The sequence below is a fragment of the Phytopseudomonas dryadis genome (genome assembly GCF_004327355.1).
Lineage (GTDB): Bacteria > Pseudomonadota > Gammaproteobacteria > Pseudomonadales > Pseudomonadaceae > Aquipseudomonas > Aquipseudomonas dryadis.
In genome coordinates, this window is record NZ_QJUM01000015.1 from 1 (window position 1) to 18413 (window position 18413).

An 18413-nucleotide genomic window follows, 5' to 3' on the forward strand; every position below is an offset into this window, starting at 1 on the left:
GGTGGGTTGCGGCGGCCTGCTCCAGGGACGACCGTCAGACCGAATGCGTCTCTACCCACCCTACGATCCGCGCCAGTCATCCGTAGGATGGGTGAAGCAGCGCTGGGCAGTGACCGGTCGGGCAAGGCGGTTGTGGAGCGCTGCGTAACCCATCAAGCGCTATCGGGCTATGTACCGATGGTGGGTTGCGGCGGCCTGCTCCAGGGACGACCGTCAGACCGAATGCGCCTCCACCCACCCTACGATCCGCGCCAGTCATCCGTAGGATGGGTGAAGCAGCGCTGGGCAGTGACCGATCAGGCAAGGCGGTTGTGGAGCGCTGTGTAACCCATCAAGCGCTATCGGGTGATGTACCGATGGCGGGTTGCGGCAGCCTGCTCCAGGGACGGCCGTCAGACCGAATGCGTCTCTACCCACCCTACGATGCCAGCACGCCCGTCAGCTGAGCCTCAATCCCACTCCAGTCGCGCCAGCTTCCACTCGCCATCGTCCTGCCACCACTCGAGCTTCACGCTGAAATGCCGCGCACTGTCGGGGATCAGCCCCTCGGCGCCGGTCAGGGCGACCTGGGCCTCGGTGTAGCCTTTTTCGCTGTAGGTCGGATCGATGTGGCTGTGCTTGCTCAGGGCCAGTACCTTGACGTTCTTGTGCCGCAGGAACAGCAGGGTCATGGTGCGTCTGGCCCACTCCCGGTCGTTGACCTGCTGGGCGGTGAACTCGCCATGCAACTGCTCGAGCACCGCGCCGGTCTGCTTCGCTTCCAGGTTGTCCTGCAACTGCTGCACGGCGGCGTCCAGCGCCGCCTGCGGATCGCTGCCGCCAGCGCAGCCACCGAGCAGCGCGAACGTCAACATGAACGGCAATGACCGGGCTACAAATTCCCTTATCGACATGCTCAACTCCTGTTTCATGGTTATGATGCCCGACAGAGCGGAAAACGGTGGTGGCTCGCCGACCGGCGCACGAGCGGTCGTGCGGGCGTGCCGAGCGTACCCTAAACCTTCACTCAGGAGCACACCATGCAGACGCTGTATCCGGAGATCAAACCCTACGCCCGCCACGAGCTGGCGGTAGCGGAGCCGCATGTCCTCTACGCCGATGAAAGCGGCTCGCCGGATGGTCTGCCCGTGGTGTTCGTGCATGGTGGCCCGGGGGCGGGTTGCGACGCGGCGAGCCGTCGCTACTTCGATCCCAACCTGTACCGCATCGTCACCTTCGATCAGCGCGGCTGTGGCCGCTCGACGCCGCATGCCAGCCTGGACGACAACACCACCTGGGATCTGGTCGCCGACATGGAGCGTCTGCGCGAGCACCTGGGTATCGACAAGTGGGTGCTGTTCGGCGGCTCCTGGGGCTCGACCCTGTCGCTGGCCTACGCCCAGACCCATCCGGAGCGGGTGCATGCGCTGATCCTGCGCGGCATCTTCCTGTGCCGTGCGCAGGAGTTCCACTGGTTCTATCAGGAAGGCGCCAGCCGCCTGTTCCCCGATTACTGGCAGGACTACCTGGCGCCGATTCCGGCCGAGGAGCAGGGCGATCTGATGCAGGCGTTCTACAAGCGCCTGACCGGTTCCGATCAGATCGCCCAGATGCACGCGGCCAAGGCCTGGTCATGCTGGGAAGGGCGCACCGCCACGTTGCGGCCCAACCCCCAGGTGGTCGATCGTTTCGCCGAAAGCCACCGCGCCTTGTCGATCGCCCGCATCGAATGCCACTACTTCGTCAACAACGCCTTCCTCGAGCCGGATCAACTGCTGCGCGACATGCCCAGGATCGCCCACCTGCCGGGGATCATCGTGCATGGCCGCTACGACGTGATCTGCCCGCTGGACAACGCCTGGGCCCTGCACCAGGCCTGGCCCAACAGCGAACTGCAGATCATCCGTGATGCCGGCCATTCGGCCGCCGAGCCGGGTATCACCGATGCCCTGGTGCGCGCTGCCGACCAGATCGCCCGGCGCCTGCTCGACCTGGCCCCCGACGAAGCATGAAGGCGCTGCTGCAACGGGTCAGCAGTGCCCGCGTGGAAGTGGCGGGCGAGGTGCTCGGCGCCATCGACCAGGGCTTGCTGGTGCTGGTCGGCGTCGAGCCCCAGGACGACCAGGCCAGTTGCGCCAGGCTGCTGCACAAGCTGCTCAATTACCGGGTGTTCAGCGACGAGGCGGGCAAGATGAACCGTTCGCTGCGCGACGTCGGCGGCGGCCTGCTGCTGGTCTCGCAGTTCACCCTGGCCGCCGATACCCGCAGCGGCCTGCGCCCCGGCTTCTCCACCGCCGCGCCACCGGCTCTCGGCGAAGCGCTGTTCGAGCACCTGCTGGAGCAGGCCCGGCTGCAGCACCCGCAGGTCGGCAGCGGCCGCTTCGGCGCCGATATGCAGGTGCATCTGGTCAACGACGGGCCGGTGACCTTGCTGCTGCAAACCTGACGATCTTAGCTTCAAGCTTCAAGCGAGAAGCCGTGCCTGTTCCGCTTGCAGCTTGTCGCTTGAGGCTCATGGCTGCCCCTCGCCATTCATGACGATCGCGGTTAGCATGCCGCGCCGCGTTTCTCCGCGCGCCCATCACTGTCTGCCATTCAGGATCAAGAATGAAGAAGCTTCTCGCCTCACTGCTGTTATCCGCCTGCGCCGTCACCGGCCTGGCCCAGGCTGGCGTCGTCGACGATGCGGTCAAGCGCGGTACCCTGCGCGTGGGCATGGACCCGACCTACATGCCGTTCGAGATGACCAACAAGCGTGGCGAGATCATCGGCTTCGAAGTCGATCTGCTCAAGGCCATGACCAAGGCCATGGGCGTCAAGCTGGAGCTGGTGTCCACCGCCTATGACGGCATCATCCCGGCGCTGCTGACCGACAAGTTCGACATGATCGGTTCGGGCATGACCCTGACCCAGGAGCGCAACCTGCGCATCAACTTCTCCGAGCCCTTCATCGTGGTCGGCCAGACCCTGCTGATCCGCAAGGAGCTGGCAGACAAGGTCAAGAGCTACAAGGATCTGAACAGCGCCGACTACCGCATCACCTCGAAGGTCGGCACCACCGGTGAGATGGTCGCCAAGAAGCTGATCGCCCAGGCCAAGTACAGCGGCTTCGACAACGAGCAGGAAGCGGTGATGGACGTGGTCAACGGCAAGGCCGATGCCTTCATCTACGACGCCCCGTACAACGTCGTGGCGGTGAACAAGGCCGGCGCCGGCAAGCTGGTGTTTCTCGACGAGCCCTTCACCTTCGAACCCCTGGCCTTCGGCCTGAAGAAAGGCGATCACGACAGCCTCAACTGGATCAACAACTGGCTGCACCAGATCCGTGAAGACGGCACCTACGCGCGAATCCATGACAAGTGGTTCAAGAACAGCAACTGGCTGAAGGATATGGAATAAAAGCAGCCATAAGCTTCAAGCTTCAAGCAAGAGCAAGAGCAAGAGCTGGATGCGGCAGGTTGGACCCTCGGCCCAACCTGCCTTTTGCCTGTATAGCGGGATTCATCGTGACTAGAAAACAACGCCGAACCTGGCCCTGGCACCTGCTGACCGGTCTGATCCTGGTCGTGGTGGCCGTGGGCATCTGGTACTCCACCTCGCTGATCGCCTACGAGTGGCGCTGGAACCGGGTACCGCAATATTTCGCCTACCAGGCGGAAGAGGCGCAGCGTGCCGCCGATTACGGCCGCGTCGAAGCGATCCGCGACCAGGGCGACGACGCCCTGGTGACCCTGCTCGGCGAGTCGGGCGACGCGCAGGTGCTGAGCGTGGCCCGTGACAGCCTGCAGTTCAGCCAGGGTGACGATGTCGCCGAGGGCGATGTCATCGGCGTCAATCGCCACTGGGCCGCCGGGCCCTTGCTCTGGGGGCTGTGGACCACCCTGTGGATCTCCGTGGCCGCCGGTGTGTTCGGTCTGCTGCTCGGCCTGCTCACCGGCCTGTGCCGGCTGTCGGCCAATCCGACCCTGCGCCACCTGTCGACCCTGTATGTCGAGCTGGTGCGCGGTACGCCGCTGCTGGTGCAGATCTTCATCTTCTACTTCTTCATCGGCACGGTGCTCAACCTGTCCCGGGAGTTCGCCGGGGTCGCCGCCCTGGCATTGTTCACCGGGGCCTATGTCGGCGAGATCGTCCGCGCCGGGGTGCAGTCCATCGTCCGTGGGCAGGACGAAGCCGCACGCTCCCTGGGCCTCAGCGCGGCGCAGTCGATGCGCCACGTGATCCTGCCGCAGGCCTTCAAGCGCGTGCTGCCGCCGCTGGCCGGGCAGTTCATCAGCCTGGTCAAGGACACCTCTCTGGTCTCGGTGATCGCCATTACCGAACTGACCAAGAGCGGCCGCGAGGCCATCACCACCTCGTTCTCCACCTTCGAGATCTGGTTCTGCGTGGCGGCGCTGTACCTGGTGATCAACCTGCCGCTGTCGCAGATCGCCAACCGCCTGGAACGGAGGCTTGCGCAAAGTGATTGAAGTCCGTGATCTGGTCAAGGTGTTCGATGCCCGTGGCCATCAGGTGCGTGCCGTCGACGGCGTCACCACCCGGGTGGCGCGCGGCGAGGTGCTGGTGGTGATCGGCCCGTCCGGCTCGGGCAAGTCGACCTTCCTGCGTTGCCTCAACGGCCTGGAGGAGCTGGACGCCGGTTCGGTGAGCATCGATGGCGTCGACCTGGCCAACCCGAAAACCGATATCAATGCCTACCGCCGTGAAGTCGGCATGGTGTTCCAGCACTTCAACCTGTTCCCGCACATGACTGTGCTGGAGAACCTGTGCCTGGCGCAGAAGGTGGTGCGCAAGCGCGGCAAGGCCGAGCGCGAGGCCAAGGCCCGCGCGCTGCTGGACAAGGTCGGTATCGGGCAGAAGGTCGACGAGTTCCCGTCGCGCCTCTCCGGCGGCCAGCAGCAGCGCGTGGCCATCGCCCGGGCCCTGTGCATGGAGCCCAAGGTGATGCTGTTCGACGAGCCGACCTCGGCCCTCGATCCGGAAATGGTCGGCGAGGTGCTCGACGTGATGAAGCAACTGGCCCTGGAAGGCATGACCATGGTCTGCGTGACCCACGAAATGGGTTTCGCCCGGGAAGTGGCCGACCGCGTGCTGTTCTTCGATCACGGCAAGCTGCTGGAGGATGCGCCGCCGGCGCAGTTCTTCGCTCAGCCGAAGGACCCACGAGCACAGGCGTTCCTGCGCCAGGTGCTTTAGGCTGCGCCAGCTACAAGCTACAAGCTACAAGCTACAAGCGCCGAGCCCGCTTGCCGCTTGTGGCTTGCCGCTGCGAAGGAGTCGAGCTATCCGCGTAGGATGGGTGAAACCCATCAATCGCCGAGGGGGCGCCTATGGCAGAGCGGCAAACCGCCGCCCGTGTAGGAGCGTCGACCTCGGCGCGATGCGATGCTGGCTATTCCACAGGCGCGTCACGACCACCAATCGCCGCGGGGTCGCGGCTCCTACGGGGTCTGGGCAAACCGCCGTTTTGCGGGCCAAACGCTTAACTAACTGGGTACTTGTCGCTTGCGTTGCCGAGTCGAACCATCCGGGGTGCGATCAGTCCGAATGCTGACTATTTCTGCATGAGGATGTTCTGGCGTGAAAACCGTTCTAGCCCTGCTGGCAGCTATCGTTACGCTGCCCGCGATGGCGAATCAACCGACGCTTTATGGCCGTTACGAATACATCGGGCTGCCGCAGATTGGTCAGACGCTCAAGGCCAAGATGGATACCGGGGCAATGACCGCGTCGTTGTCGGCGCGGGATATCGAACACTTCGAGCGCGATGGCGAGGACTGGGTGCGTTTTCGTCTGGCCATCGAGGAGGCCGACGAGCAGGTCTTCGAGAAGCCCCTGGCGCGTATTACCGAGATCAAGAATCGCGCCGAGGAGGGCGGTTCGGACGCGCCATCCTTCGCCAGGCGTCCGGTGGTCGACATGGACATCTGCCTGGGCGAGGAGGTGCGTACCATCGAGGTCAACCTGACCGACCGCAGCCACTTCGATTACCCGCTGCTGATCGGCGCCAGTGCCCTGCGTGAACTGGAGGCGGCCATCGATCCGGCCAATCGCTATACTGCGGCAAGGCCTCAGTGCTGAGCGAATAAAGCCGACGGCCTGCATAGCCCTCTGCCTGGCACAGGCGTGTTTCTTGCTTGGCGATAGCGTAATGCCACACCGTAGTATGCGTGTGGCTCAACGTTTTTGAGGTGCTGTATGAGTGGACTGCTCAAACCGGGTATTCGGCTGCTGGAGCGTGTCAGCTTCACGCGCAAGTTCCAGCTATTGTTCGTGCTGTTCATCGCCCCCCTGGGCTATGCGCTGTGGGTGATCGCCAGCAGCAATCTGGCCAGGATCGAGCTGCTCGATCGCGAGCTCGATGGCATGCAAGGCATCCACGCACTGGCGCAGGTGGAACAGGAACTGCTCGAGCAGCGCCTGCTGCTGGCGCGCTGGAAGGGCAACGACCCGGCTGCCGAAGCGCTGCTGCGCGAGCGCGCGCCGCGTCTCGACCAGGCGCTGGAAGCGGCTACCGAGCGTCTGCAGCAACCTTCGCTGGGTACCCAGGCCCGTCAGCAACTGGAGGCCCTGCAGGCTTCGCGTGGCGAGCTGGATCTGGCCATACTGGGCAAGATGGCCCTGCTCGACGCTCTGGAGCGTTACCAGAAGACCCTGTCCCTGCTGTTGGTACTGCGCGAGCAGGTGGCCACCGACAGCGGGCTGATCCTCGACCCGTACCTCGACACCTACCTGATGATGGAGCAACTGACCTTCACCCTGCCGCGTCTGCTGGAGAACCTCGGCAATTTCGCCAGCCAGGGCTACGGGTCGTTGGTGGCGCAGCACTTCACCCTGCAGAACCGGGTGCTGGTGCGTGACCTGCGTCGTTCGCTGGAGCTGTCCGGGGCGCAGATGATCAAGACCCGTACCACCCTCGAACAGGCGTCGGCCGCCAGCATGGTCAGGCTGCAGGCGCCGTTCGTCGAGGCCGAGCAGGGGCTGCAGCAGTTCTTCGGCGAGATCGACCGCGACATGTTCGAGGCCAGCCCGATGGTGTTGCAGCCCGCGCAATTCGTGCAGCGTGTCGAAACCCTGCAGGGCCACCTGCTCGGCCTGCGCGAGGCGGTGTTCGAGCAGTTCACCGCCAGCCTCGGCGATTACCGGCAGCAGGCGCAGCGCGACATGCTGCGCACCATCCTGATCTTCGGCGCCCTGACGCTGCTGGCGCTGTACCTGTTGCTGTGCCTCAACGCCTCCATCCGGCGCAGCACGGCCGGCATCATCGAAGCCGCCGAAGGGCTGCGTGACGGTGACCTGCGAGTGCGCATGCAGGTGCATGGCGCGGACGATCTGGCGAGCATCGCCGCGGCCTTGAACACGGCCGTGGCGCAGCTGCGCGATTCGATGCAGGGCGTCGGCCGGGAAAGCCGGAGCCTGGACGAAACCGTGCAGGGGCTGGGTAGCCAGGCCAACACGTCGCTCGACGCGGTCGAGCAGCAGCAGGCGCAGATGAGCCAGATCGCCACGGCCGCGACGCAGATGGCGGCCACCGCCCAGAGCGTTGCGCAGAGCTGCGAGCAGGCTGCCGTCGAGGCCGGGCAGACGCGTGAAATCGCCAACCAGAGCAACCAGCGCAGCACCCGTACCAGCGCCAGCATGCGCGAGCTGAGCAAGCGCCTGACCGGCAGCGCCGCCACGTTGCAGCAACTGCGCCAGCAGACCGAGCAGATCACCCGTGTGGTCGACGTGATCAAGGGCATCGCCGAGCAGACCAACCTGCTGGCGCTCAACGCGGCCATCGAGGCGGCGCGGGCCGGCGAACAGGGACGCGGCTTCGCCGTGGTGGCCGATGAGGTGCGCTCGCTGTCGCAGCGTACGCAGAATTCCACCGCGGAAATCGCCCAGACCGTGGCCGACCTGCACAGGGTGGCCGGCCAGTCGGTCAGCGAAATGGAGCAGGCGGTCACCCAGGCCGAAGGCGATGTCGGCAATGTCCTGGCCATGAGCGAAGACCTCGATGGCATCGTCGAGTCGGTGCAGCGGGTCAGCGACCGGCTGGCGCAGATCGCCACCGCCGCGGAACAGCAGGCGGCGACGGCCGACGAGGTCAGCGACAATATCCAGCAGGTCGACCAGGCCGCCAGTGCCTTGCTGGCGGGTGCGCGCATGGTCAATACGGCAGCGGATCAGTTGCGCCAGGGCAGTGAACGACTGGCACAGAATACCGGGCGTTTCCGCCTGCAATAGAGGCTGTCGAGCGGGGATCGATCAGAAAACGTACGCCTTGGCGCAGGCCGCGCCAGCCGTGGCCTGCGCCGTGTCATCCCCGCGTTGTCCACAGGTTCGTCCACGCAAATTGTGCATGCTTCGAGCGAACATCCGCATGCGTCGCTGCCCGTGGGTACTCTTCGATAAAAACCAGCAATTACAGTGGGTTGGATTCTTTGTCCTGCGCTTTTTCAGCGCTCTGGTCAAAAACTGTACGGGCCTTTGCAGGCCCCGTCGAGCCTGCCTGGCAGCGCTTCATCCCGAGCTTATCCACAGTATCTTCCACGGTAATTGTGCATAGTCGCCGAAGCCTTTTCACTGGGCTGGTGGGGCCGATCGTTTTTCACGTGAAAGAACCTGTCTCAGCGCAATGGCTGCTATCGCATCGCCCCGAGGTCGGGGCTCCTACGGATCGGTGGCAACCGCCCATGTGTAGGAGCCGCGACCCCGCGGCGATTGCTGACCGCGACTCGGTATGGCATGAAGCGGCCTATCTGGACATTCCCGAAAAAGTCTATTTCCCGTTTCTGCTCATAAAATGTACGACGCCACGCAGGGCGCGGCGGCTCTGCTTCAGCGGCAGCCATCCCCGGTTTATCCACAGATTATTCCACGTTATTTGTGCATAGCGCCGGGGCTCTCCTCCGCACGCCGAAGTCGGCGCGGTCCTGATGGGGAAACTGCACTGAATACAGTGCCTTATGACGATTTATCGGCTGTGGAAAAGGCTCCGATCAAAAAACCTACGCTTGCCCGCAGGCCAGGCGAACAGCGCTTCCGACGCTTTCATACCAGACTTATCCACAGTTTCATCCACCTGTTCTGTGGGTAATTGCATGACGCCGCATCGGCGGCGCCACCCTTGACGTCATGCCTGCCCTGTCGCAGGCTCCTCGACCCAGAGTGCAGCAGCAGGGATGCCCCATGGCGACCATCCTGATCGTCGAAGATGAAGCCGCGATTGCCGATACCCTCGTCTATGCCCTGCAGGCCGAGGGCTTCGCCACGCGCTGGTCGACCCTGGCCGGGGAGGCGCTCGAGCTGCTGGCCCGCGAGGCCTTCGACCTGCTCATCCTCGACGTGGGGCTGCCGGATATCAGTGGCTTCGAGGCTTGCAAGCGTCTGCGGCGTTTCTCCGAGGTGCCGGTGATCTTTCTCACTGCGCGCAATGACGAGATCGACCGGGTGGTGGGGTTGGAGATCGGCGCCGACGATTACGTGGTCAAGCCCTTCAGCCCGCGTGAAGTGGCGGCGCGGGTCAAGGCCATTCTCAAGCGTGTCGGCCCTCGAGAGGCCGCCGCGAAGGCGGTCGATGGGCCGTTCCGCATCGATAGCGAGCGGGTGCGTATCGATTACCACGGCCATGCCCTGAGCCTGACCCGCCTGGAATTCCAGTTGCTGCAATGCTTGCTGGGCCAGCCGGAGCGGGTGTTCAGCCGCGAGCAACTGCTCGATGCCCTGGGCGTGGCCGCCGATGTCGGTTACGAGCGCAATATCGACAGCCACATCAAGAGCCTGCGCGCCAAGCTGCGCCAGGTCGCCCCGCAGGCCGAGCCGATCCAGACCCATCGCGGCCTGGGCTACAGCCTGAGGCTGGAATGAGCGCGGGCGCCGCCGTGGACGGGAACAAGAGGCCGATCCTGGCGCAGGGGAGTGAACGCTGATGCCCCTCGGTGTACGCATCTTCCTGGCGTACTTCCTGTTCGTCGGCCTGTCCGGCTGGTTCGTGCTCAGCACGGTGATGGATGAGATCCGTCCCGGGGTACGCCAGTCCACCGAGGAGACCCTGGTCGATACCGCCCACCTGCTGGCGGTGATCCTGCGTGACGAGGTCAAGTCGGGGCGCCTGACCCAGGGCGAGCTGCCCGAACTGCTCAAGGCCTATGGCCGGCGCGAGCCCCAGGCGCAGATCTGGGGCGTGCCCAAGACCCAGGTCAATCACCGCATCTATGTCACCGACGCCCGGGGCATCGTGCTGCTCGACTCCAGCGGCCTGGCGGTGGGGCAGGATTATTCGCGCTGGAACGACGTGTACCTGACCCTGCGCGGTCGCTACGGCGTACGTTCGACCCGCGAGGATGCCAGCGACCCGGATTCCTCGGTGATGTACGTGGCCGCGCCCATCGTCGAGGCCGGCGAGATTATCGGCGTGGTCTCGGTGGCCAAGCCCAACCGCACCCTGCAGCCTTACATCGAGCGCTCCCAGCGGCGCCTGGGCTGGCTCGGCGCCGGGCTGATCGGCCTCGGGCTGCTGGTCGGCGGTTTGCTCAGTTGGTGGTTGAGCGGCTCGCTGCGGCGCCTGACCCGTTACGCCCAGGCGGTCAGCGAGGGGCGCCGCGCCGAGCTGCCCAATGTGCGCGGGGGCGAGCTCGGGCAACTGGCTCAGGCGGTGGAGCGGATGCGCACCGAACTCGAGGGCAAGGCCTACGTCGAACGCTACGTGCACACCCTGACCCACGAACTGAAGAGCCCGCTGGCGGCCATTCGCGGCGCGGCGGAGTTGCTCGAGGGCGATATGCCCGACGAGCAGCGCCAGCGTTTCGTGGCCAATATCGGCGAGGAAGGCGCGCGCCTGCAGAACCTGGTCGAGCGCCTCTTGCACCTGGCCCAGGTGGAGCAGCGCCAGGGCCTGGAAGAGCGCGTGGCCGTGCCGATGCGTGCCTTGATCGACAGCCTGGTGCTGGCGCAGATGGCGCGCATCGAGCGTGCCGGATTGCGTGTGGATAACCTGGTTGGCGAGGACCAGGTGCTGCTCGGCGAGCGCTTCCTGCTGCGCCAGACCCTGGCCAACCTGCTCGATAACGCGCTGGACTTCACCCCGCCGGGTGGCGTGATCCGCTTCTCCATGGGCGTGCAGGGCGAGATGCTGCAATTGCGCCTGTTCAACCAGGGCGAGGCGATTCCCGACTATGCGTTGCCGCGCCTGACCGAGCGTTTCTATTCCCTGGCGCGACCGCAGGGTGGGCGCAAGAGTACCGGCCTGGGGCTGAACTTCGTCCAGGAGGTGGTCGACCTGCACGGCGCTGAGCTGCGGATCGGCAACGTCGAGGGCGGCGTCGAGGTCTGCCTGAGTTTTCCGCGTTGACGCGCGCACCCGAGCGCTACGCATGCCGCGGCAACCACCTGGCTCGGCCCATGATGCGGATGTCGAGAGTTTGGCTATGCTGAGCTGATCGCCAATCGACCGGTACAGGGAGAACGCGCATGAAAAAGACCGTGGCCGATGTGCTCAAGGGCAAGTCCTACACCGATGTTTACAGCGTTACTCCCTCCACCTCGGTGTTCGATGCGGTGAAGCTGATGGCCGAGAAAGGCATCGGCGCGCTGGTGGTGCTCGACGGCAGGCGCCTGGCCGGCATCGTCAGCGAGCGCGACTACGTGCGCAAGATCGCCGTGCTGGAGCGTTCGGCCGCGGCGCTGACGGTGGGCGATATCATGACCGCCAAGGTCGTCACCGTGGAGCCGAAGGAAGACAGCCGGCGCTGCATGGAGCTGATGACCAGCGGCCGCCTGCGCCACCTGCCCGTGGTGGAAGACGGGCAGGTGATCGGCCTGCTGTCCATCGGTGACCTGGTCAAGGAGATCATCAGCGAGCAGGAAAACCTGATCCAGCACCTGGAGCAGTACATCCGCGGCGAATAAGACCCGGCAATGGCCCAGCGCGCGTCAGCCCGGACGCGCCAGGGGCCGCGCTTTTCATCCGCCTCGCGCCACCCTGCGCATCCGCTGGCTGTTTCCCCACAATCTCCACAGGATCTCCATCCAGGCTCCACGCGGCCTCCACAGGGCGTGGCCAGACTCCGTGCATCGAAACCGCACGGAGAGCTGCGCCATGAACCGAAGCCTGACCCTGAAACTGGGCACCATCGCCCTGTTGATCCTGTTGCTGATGATTCCCCTGCTGCTGATCGACGGTCTGGTCGGCGAGCGCCAGCGGCAGCGCGACCAGGTGCTGCAGGACATCGCCCGCAGCGCCAGCTATCGCCAGCAGCTCAGCGGACCGATTCTGATCGTGCCCTACCGCAAGACAGTCCGGCAGTGGAAGAGCGTGGCCGGCTCCAGTGAGCGTTACCTGGAGGAAGGCACGGAGCGCGGGCGCCTGTACTTCCTGCCGGATCGTTTCGTCCTGAATGGCGATGTACGCACCGAGCTGCGCTATCGCGGTATCTACCAGGCGCGCCTGTATCACAGCGAAAACCGTATCAGCGGGCAGTTCAACGTGCCGGCCCAGTACGGCCTCGGCGACGACATCGAGCATTACCAGTTCGACCAGGCCTTCATCGCCGTGGGTATCAGCGATGTGCGCGGCATCGGCAACGATCTCAAGCTGCGCCTCAACGACACCCTGCTGAATTTCCAGCCGGGCACCGGCAGCGATGCGCTCGGCGCCGGTGTGCACGTGCCGCTGCCTGAACTGGATGCCGGCCAGGAGCAGGCGCTGGCGTTCGCCTTCGAGCTCAACCTGCAGGGCACCGAGCAACTGAGCATCACCCCGGTCGGCCGCGACAGCCAGGTCGAGCTGCGTTCCGACTGGCCGCATCCCAGCTTCATCGGCGACTACCTGCCCACCCAGCGCGAGGTGAGCGGGCAGGGTTTCACGGCCCGCTGGCAGACCAGCTTCTTCGCCACCGACATGGAAGAGGCCCTGAACGCCTGCGTGAACGGCTCCTGTGGCGCCTTCCAGAGCCGTGTGTTCGGCGTGAGTTTCATCGATCCGGTGGATCAGTACCTCAAGGCCGATCGGGCGATCAAGTACGCGCTGCTGTTCATCACCCTGACCTTCGCCGTGTTCTTTCTCTTCGAGGTGCTCAAGCGCCTGGCCGTGCACCCGGTGCAGTACGCCCTGGTCGGGCTGTCGCTGGCGCTGTTCTACCTGCTGCTGTTGTCGCTGTCCGAGCACCTGGGCTTCGCCCTGGCCTACGGCTTGTCGGCCCTCGGCTGCGTCGCGCTGAACGGCTTCTATGTCAGCAGCGTATTACGCAGCTGGTCGCGCGGCATGGCCTTCGGCGCGCTCCTGGCGACCCTGTACGGGCTGCTCTACGGCCTGCTCGGCGCCGAGGACTACGCCCTGCTGATGGGTTCGCTGCTGGTCTTCGCCGTACTGGGCTGCATCATGCTGCTGACCCGCAAGCTGGACTGGTACGGGGTCGGCAAGAGCCCCGCCAGCGAACCGGCCACCCACCCCTGACGACTGACCGGCGCGGCCTGGTCTGGCCGCGCCCATGGAGATTCGACCATGCGCGCATGCCTGCAATTTTCCGCCTGCTTCGCCCTCGGCCTGTGCCTCGCCGCGGTGCTGCTGATCGGCCTGATGTTCGTCGGCCGCTTCGACTGGATCGACCTGCTGCTGCTCAGCGGCAAGCCGTTCGCCCAACTGAGCCTGCTGCTGTTGCCCGGGTCGTTCTGGGATGGCTTGACCGGGGTGGGCGATGCGGCCGCCAACCACGCCGTGCAATCCTTCCTGCAACTGTGCGTGGCCCTGGCGCAGATCGCCCTGCTGCTGGCCCTGGGGTTCTTCCGCCTCTGGTACCGGCGATGAGCGGGCGCATCGGCCTGCGCGAGGATGCCCGTGTCGGCCAGTTGCTGGCGCGGCGCATCGCGCTGCTGTTCATGACCGCGCCCCGGGCGCCGCTGCCGGCTGCCGCGTCCTGTCCGTCGCGGCATGGCGGCGATGCGCCGGCATAGATGCAGATCAATGGCCGTCGCCGCCGCTGCTTCTAGAATCGCCGGCCCCGTCATCCGTGAGCCCGCGACGTCATGTCCATCCCGCCCTTTAGCCCCGAACTGCTGTCGCCGGCCGGCAGCCTGAAGAACATGCGCTACGCCTTCGCCTATGGCGCCGACGCGGTGTATGCCGGCCAGCCGCGCTACAGCCTGCGGGTGCGCAACAACGAGTTCGATCACGCGCACCTGGCCCAGGGCATCGCCGAGGCCCATGCCCAGGGCAAGCGCTTCTACGTGGTGGTCAACATCGCGCCGCACAACGCCAAGCTGAAGACTTTCCTCGACGATCTGCAGCCGGTGATCGAGATGGCTCCCGATGCCCTGATCATGTCCGATCCGGGGCTGATCATGCTGGTGCGCGAGCAACACCCGCGGATGCCCATTCACCTGTCGGTGCAGGCCAATGCGGTGAACTGGGCCAGCGTGGCGTTCTGGCAGAGCCAGGGCTTGCAGCGGGTGATCCTGTCGCGCGAACTGGCGCTGGGCGAGATCGAGGAAATCCGCCAGCGGGTGCCGGCCATGGAGCTGGAAGTGTTCGTCCACGGTGCGCTGTGCATGGCCTACTCCGGGCGTTGCCTGCTGTCGGGCTACCTCAACCGCCGTGACCCCAACCAGGGCGCCTGCACCAATGCCTGTCGCTGGCAGTACGACGTCAAGGCCGCCAGCGAGAACGAACTGGGCGAGATCGTCCGTCAGGTCGAGCCGACCCTGGGCATCGGCGCGCCGAGCGAGCGGGTGTTCGTGCTCGAAGACGGCATCGAGGCCGGACAGCAGATGCCGGTGTTCGAGGATGAACACGGCACCTACATCATGAACTCGCGGGATCTGCGCGCGGTGCAGCACGTCGAGCAACTGGTGCGCCTGGGCGTGCATTCGCTGAAGATCGAGGGACGCACCAAGTCCCACTACTACTGTGCGCGCACCGCCCAGGTCTACCGCCAGGCGATCGACGACGCGGTGGCCGGCCGGCCCTTCGACCGCTCGCTGATGGACAGCCTGGAGTCCCTGGCCCACCGCGGCTACACCGAGGGTTTCCTGCGCCGCCATGTCCACGACGAATACCAGAACTACCAGCACGGCAGCTCGCTGTCGGAACGTCAGCAGTTCGTCGGCGAGTTCACCGGCGAGCGCCGTGGGGAGCTGGCCGAAGTGCGGGTGAAGAACCGCTTCGCCGTCGGCGATGGCCTGGAGCTGATGACCCCGCAAGGCAACCTGCGCTTCACCCTGGAGCACCTGGAAAACGCCCGGGGCCAGCACGTCCCGGTGGCCCCGGGCGACGGCCATGTGCTGTACCTGCCGCTGCCGGCCGGGGTGGAACTGCAGTACGCCTTGTTGATGCGGGATCTGTAGCGGCGCCTGCCGAGCTTCATTCGTGGGATGGCGGCATCGGCTAGATGGCGCGTGGCAGCGACCGGGCTCAGTCTTCGGTGAAGTAATCCGAGTCGATCTGCTTGATTTCGTAGATCTGCTTCACGTTGCAGCCCAGGTTGTTTTCGACCATCAGCCGTGCCAGTTCCACGCCATCGATCAGCACCACCTTGATATCCAGGCTCTGCGCCGCTGCGCGTGCTCCCGGGGAGAACTCCGAGGTGGTGATGAACACACCCTTGCGGGCGCGTTGGCGGGTCAGGGCGCCGATGAACTTGTCGATTTCCGGGCGATGCACCGTGTTGCTCCAGCGCTTGGCCTGCAGGTAGATCACGTCCAGGCCGAGCTTGTCTTCCTTGATGATGCCATCGATGCCATCGTCGTTGGTCTGCTGGGTCGCCTGGCCGGCTTCCTTGCGTGAGCCGCCGTAGCCCATGGCGATCATCAGATCGACCACCAGTTGTTCGAAGAAGCTCGGCGAGGCGTTGCGCACCTGGGCGAGCAATTCATCGGCGAGCGACTGCAGCAGGGCCTGATGGGCCAGGTTCAATTGCTCGTCAGGCGTGATGTCATCTGCCGGCTCGGCCTGTGGCAAGGGCGCATCCCCCGCCGGGCGTACACCGTGAAAGGCACTGAATTCCGGATACTGCTTGAGCCAACTGACGGTGATCCGCTGTGGCCCGCTCGCCAAGGCTTCGCGGCCACGCTCGGTGATCTGTACGAGGCCCTTGCCCGGAATGCTCAACAATCCCGCCTTGTTCAGATAAGTGCGCGCCCAGCCGATGCGGTTGTTGATCACCGTCTGCCGGCCCGAAGGCAGCATTTCGTGGCGCTCGGCTTCGCTCAACTGGAACTGCTCGATAACGCTCTCGCGCAGGGCCTTGAGGCTCAGCGGTAGCCCATCGGCAACCGTGGCCAGAACCGGGCGCATGACGGATTGGAAGTCGGGGATGGCCATGGTCGTTTCCTATGTCGTTCAGGTGCCGATGGGCGCCTTCAGTTTCTGCCTGGCATCTGCGCACCAGTCGGCGATGGCTGCTTCGATTGCGTTGCGATCCGCCAGTTGCGCAGGGTTCGGTTCAGCCGCTGGCAAGTGACTGAGATCGAGCGCGAGCCGGGCAAGCAGGGCGTTGCCCAGTTCTCCGCTGAGTGGGGGCTGCTACTGCCATCGGCAATCAGGTAGAGGCTGGCATGTGCTTGCTCGACATGGGCGAAGGTGCCCCGGCTGTCGGCTGTTATGGAGCCGGCCTGGGTATGCCATTGCACGGTCGCGCGCATTCAGGCAACTACCTGGGCGATGTGGCGTAGTCGCTGCCAGATGATCTGCTCGCGCTCGCTGTCGCCACGGGCGGCGTCCTGTACCAGGTAGCCGAACTCGTTATTGTCCAGCAGTGCGGTCAGTGTGTGGGCCAGATAGGCGCGTAGTTCGGGGGCTGCGGCGTCGACTTCCCGCTGCAGTTCTTCGCGGCCGTTAACCAGGTTGAGCATGTCCTCGAGATCCTGGCTGCCCAATGGGGTCTGCGCGCCGCGCCCGGCATAGGCTTCCAGTTTGCTGCCGAGAAAGTAGGGCGGGGTGAACAGGCGGATGCGGCAGCCGCTCGGCAATTCATGCCACTGCGCGTTGGCCAGGCCATCCTCGAACCAACGGTTATTGCAGCCCAGCAGGTTGGCGGTTTCGTCGTCTGCGGGCATGAAGTCGACCTTCAACTCGCCCAGGCGCATGCGGCAGATGACCTCGTCCTGTGACGACTGCTTGAAGCCCTTCTGTCGCAATCGTTCGACCAGCTTTTGCCATTGGACATAGCCGGCCAGATGGATGACCAGGTCGACGTCGTCGGTGTAGCGCACTTCTTCCCGGCTGAGCTCGTCGGTCAGCAGCAAGGCCGTGATACAGCCGCCCACGAACGCGACCTCCTGGCAAAGGTCTTGGCCGAGTGCTTGGGCGACGACTTCGAGCATTTCAATGTTGTGTATGTGGCTCATGCTTGCAGAACCTTGTCGCGCAGAATCTCGTTGGCGAGGTTGGCTTCCCTGGCATTACCCAGGCGGATTGCATCGATGAGGGCCAGGTATTCGTACAGGCGTGGGTCTTTCTTGACCGCACCTGGCACTGTCCTGAACAGGGGGGTGATGGATTGCCCCTTGCGATTACCGTAAGCGTCAGGCCAGACATGGATAAGGTCGCCGCCGCTCATCAACTTGTTTTGCAGAGCGGGGGCGGAAAAGCCTGTAGGAATGCCGCGCACGATTTCTGCCGGCTTGACCGGGAAGACGTAGCGCAAGCCATGTTCGATGAAGCCCAGTAACGCTTTGCTGTTGACCCGCGGCAACTGGGTGTTCGGGTCCAGGCGCAACAGCCCGATTTGCTGGCAGCGTTTCAGTGCAGCGGCAATTTCGGTTTTGCTTATACCGAGTGAGGCTTGCAGGGCCCGAACGGAGTAGCTGTCGTGATGAACAGGGGGATCTTGTTCAGACTGATCTTCCCAGCCTTGCCATTGGCCGGGTTGGTCGATATCGCTGCGTTCGATCAGCGCTGCCGTTTCGTTGTCGAGCCGTCGCTGCAGGCGCTCGCGTTGCTCAAGGCAGATCAACTTGATCAGCAGCAGAACGTCTTGACTCTTCATGGCGGCCTCGATTAGCGACTGTCCTTTGTCCTGGGACTGAGGACAGTTTAAGCGTTGCTGCATGGCGGCTGTCAATTCGCTTGGCTGCGGATGTTCTGATCCCGCTGGATCTCTCGGCCGAGCTTGTAGAGCAGGTCGGATTGGGTCGTCGTGGCATCGAATTCGATGCCGGCACGGCCGGCCAGATCCTGGGCCAGGGCTTCGCCGAGCTGGCGTAGCTTGATCAACGTGGTGTTGGGATCGCTGGCGAATACCCGCTCGGCGGTGCTCGCCAGTTGCACGAATACCGGGTCGTGTTCCTGGAGAAAAGTGAAGACTGCCATGATCGATCCTTGGTGGCCTGATCTGCACAGGTACGCGCGCAGTTGTGCAACATATGCCGCAGCTTAACCAAGATGGGTGGCTGCTGAGCACGGTGGTTGCGCATGTGGGCAAAGCCTGCTCGCTGCGGTGCATCAGGTAAAGGCG

Annotated in this window: 19 protein-coding genes; 14 read left to right on the forward strand and 5 right to left on the reverse strand. The window is 64.6% G+C overall.

Annotation, left to right across the window (positions count from 1 at the left end; translation table 11 throughout):
- Positions 1 to 449: 449 nt before the first annotated feature.
- Positions 450 to 893 carry a hypothetical protein gene (locus DNK34_RS13840; RefSeq protein ID WP_131175716.1) on the reverse strand — a complete coding sequence of 148 codons (444 nt, stop codon included), beginning with the start codon at positions 891 to 893 and terminating at the stop codon, positions 450 to 452.
- A 126-nt stretch (positions 894 to 1019) separates the two neighbouring features.
- Here DNK34_RS13840 and pip point away from each other — a divergent pair, with 126 nt between their 5' ends.
- The 14 genes from pip to trhP all read left to right on the forward strand — a co-directional run bounded on the left by pip (position 1020) and on the right by trhP (position 15303).
- Complete coding sequence (gene pip, locus DNK34_RS13845; RefSeq protein ID WP_131175715.1) at positions 1020 to 1991, forward strand: prolyl aminopeptidase; 972 nt, start codon at positions 1020 to 1022, stop codon at positions 1989 to 1991.
- Positions 1988 to 2425 (forward strand): D-aminoacyl-tRNA deacylase, encoded by a 438-nt coding sequence (gene dtd / locus DNK34_RS13850; protein WP_131175714.1) that lies wholly within the window; start codon positions 1988 to 1990, stop codon positions 2423 to 2425. The genes pip and dtd overlap by 4 nt, the downstream gene beginning before the upstream one ends.
- Before the next feature lie 161 nt (positions 2426 to 2586).
- Positions 2587 to 3378, forward strand: a complete 792-nt coding sequence (locus DNK34_RS13855) for a transporter substrate-binding domain-containing protein (protein WP_131175713.1) — start codon at positions 2587 to 2589, stop codon at positions 3376 to 3378.
- 107 nt (positions 3379 to 3485) lie between these two features.
- Positions 3486 to 4448 (forward strand): amino acid ABC transporter permease, encoded by a 963-nt coding sequence (locus tag DNK34_RS13860; protein ID WP_131175712.1) that lies wholly within the window; start codon positions 3486 to 3488, stop codon positions 4446 to 4448.
- Positions 4441 to 5175 carry an amino acid ABC transporter ATP-binding protein gene (locus DNK34_RS13865; protein ID WP_131175724.1) on the forward strand — a complete coding sequence of 245 codons (735 nt, stop codon included), beginning with the start codon at positions 4441 to 4443 and terminating at the stop codon, positions 5173 to 5175. The genes DNK34_RS13860 and DNK34_RS13865 overlap by 8 nt, the downstream gene beginning before the upstream one ends.
- Positions 5176 to 5559: 384 nt before the next feature.
- Positions 5560 to 6060 (forward strand): retropepsin-like aspartic peptidase RloA2, encoded by a 501-nt coding sequence (gene rloA2, locus DNK34_RS13870; RefSeq protein ID WP_131175711.1) that lies wholly within the window; start codon positions 5560 to 5562, stop codon positions 6058 to 6060.
- A 117-nt stretch (positions 6061 to 6177) separates the two neighbouring features.
- On the forward strand, positions 6178 to 8208 hold the full coding sequence (locus tag DNK34_RS13875) for a methyl-accepting chemotaxis protein (RefSeq protein ID WP_131175710.1): 2031 nt from the start codon (positions 6178 to 6180) through the stop codon (positions 8206 to 8208).
- A 945-nt stretch (positions 8209 to 9153) separates the two neighbouring features.
- Entirely contained in the window at positions 9154 to 9831 is a 678-nt protein-coding gene (gene creB, locus DNK34_RS13880; RefSeq protein WP_131175709.1) for a two-component system response regulator CreB, read from the forward strand.
- Between the two features lie 61 nt (positions 9832 to 9892).
- Complete coding sequence (creC, locus tag DNK34_RS13885; RefSeq protein WP_131175708.1) at positions 9893 to 11314, forward strand: two-component system sensor histidine kinase CreC; 1422 nt, start codon at positions 9893 to 9895, stop codon at positions 11312 to 11314.
- A 119-nt stretch (positions 11315 to 11433) separates the two neighbouring features.
- Positions 11434 to 11871, forward strand: a complete 438-nt coding sequence (locus DNK34_RS13890) for a CBS domain-containing protein (protein ID WP_131175707.1) — start codon at positions 11434 to 11436, stop codon at positions 11869 to 11871.
- A gap of 190 nt (positions 11872 to 12061) precedes the next feature.
- Entirely contained in the window at positions 12062 to 13417 is a 1356-nt protein-coding gene (gene creD / locus DNK34_RS13895) for a cell envelope integrity protein CreD (protein WP_131175706.1), read from the forward strand.
- A 48-nt stretch (positions 13418 to 13465) separates the two neighbouring features.
- Positions 13466 to 13768 (forward strand): hypothetical protein, encoded by a 303-nt coding sequence (locus DNK34_RS13900; protein ID WP_131175705.1) that lies wholly within the window; start codon positions 13466 to 13468, stop codon positions 13766 to 13768.
- Positions 13765 to 13914, forward strand: coding sequence for a hypothetical protein (locus tag DNK34_RS25450; protein ID WP_165496925.1), 150 nt, complete (start codon positions 13765 to 13767; stop codon positions 13912 to 13914). The genes DNK34_RS13900 and DNK34_RS25450 overlap by 4 nt, the downstream gene beginning before the upstream one ends.
- A gap of 72 nt (positions 13915 to 13986) precedes the next feature.
- Complete coding sequence (trhP, locus tag DNK34_RS13905; protein WP_131175704.1) at positions 13987 to 15303, forward strand: prephenate-dependent tRNA uridine(34) hydroxylase TrhP; 1317 nt, start codon at positions 13987 to 13989, stop codon at positions 15301 to 15303.
- A gap of 67 nt (positions 15304 to 15370) precedes the next feature.
- Here trhP and DNK34_RS13910 read toward each other — a convergent pair whose 3' ends face one another.
- The 4 genes from DNK34_RS13910 to DNK34_RS13925 all read right to left on the reverse strand — a co-directional run bounded on the left by DNK34_RS13910 (position 15371) and on the right by DNK34_RS13925 (position 18268).
- A complete protein-coding gene (locus DNK34_RS13910) occupies positions 15371 to 16279 on the reverse strand; it encodes a restriction endonuclease (protein ID WP_131175703.1) in 909 nt (302 codons plus the stop codon).
- A 320-nt stretch (positions 16280 to 16599) separates the two neighbouring features.
- Complete coding sequence (locus DNK34_RS25720) at positions 16600 to 17304, reverse strand: hypothetical protein (protein WP_131175702.1); 705 nt, start codon at positions 17302 to 17304, stop codon at positions 16600 to 16602.
- Positions 17301 to 17945, reverse strand: coding sequence for a hypothetical protein (locus DNK34_RS13920; protein WP_131175701.1), 645 nt, complete (start codon positions 17943 to 17945; stop codon positions 17301 to 17303). Before DNK34_RS13920 ends, DNK34_RS25720 begins: the two co-directional genes overlap by 4 nt.
- A 71-nt stretch (positions 17946 to 18016) precedes the next feature.
- A complete protein-coding gene (locus DNK34_RS13925) occupies positions 18017 to 18268 on the reverse strand; it encodes a hypothetical protein (RefSeq protein ID WP_242675164.1) in 252 nt (83 codons plus the stop codon).
- Positions 18269 to 18413 lie beyond the last annotated feature (145 nt).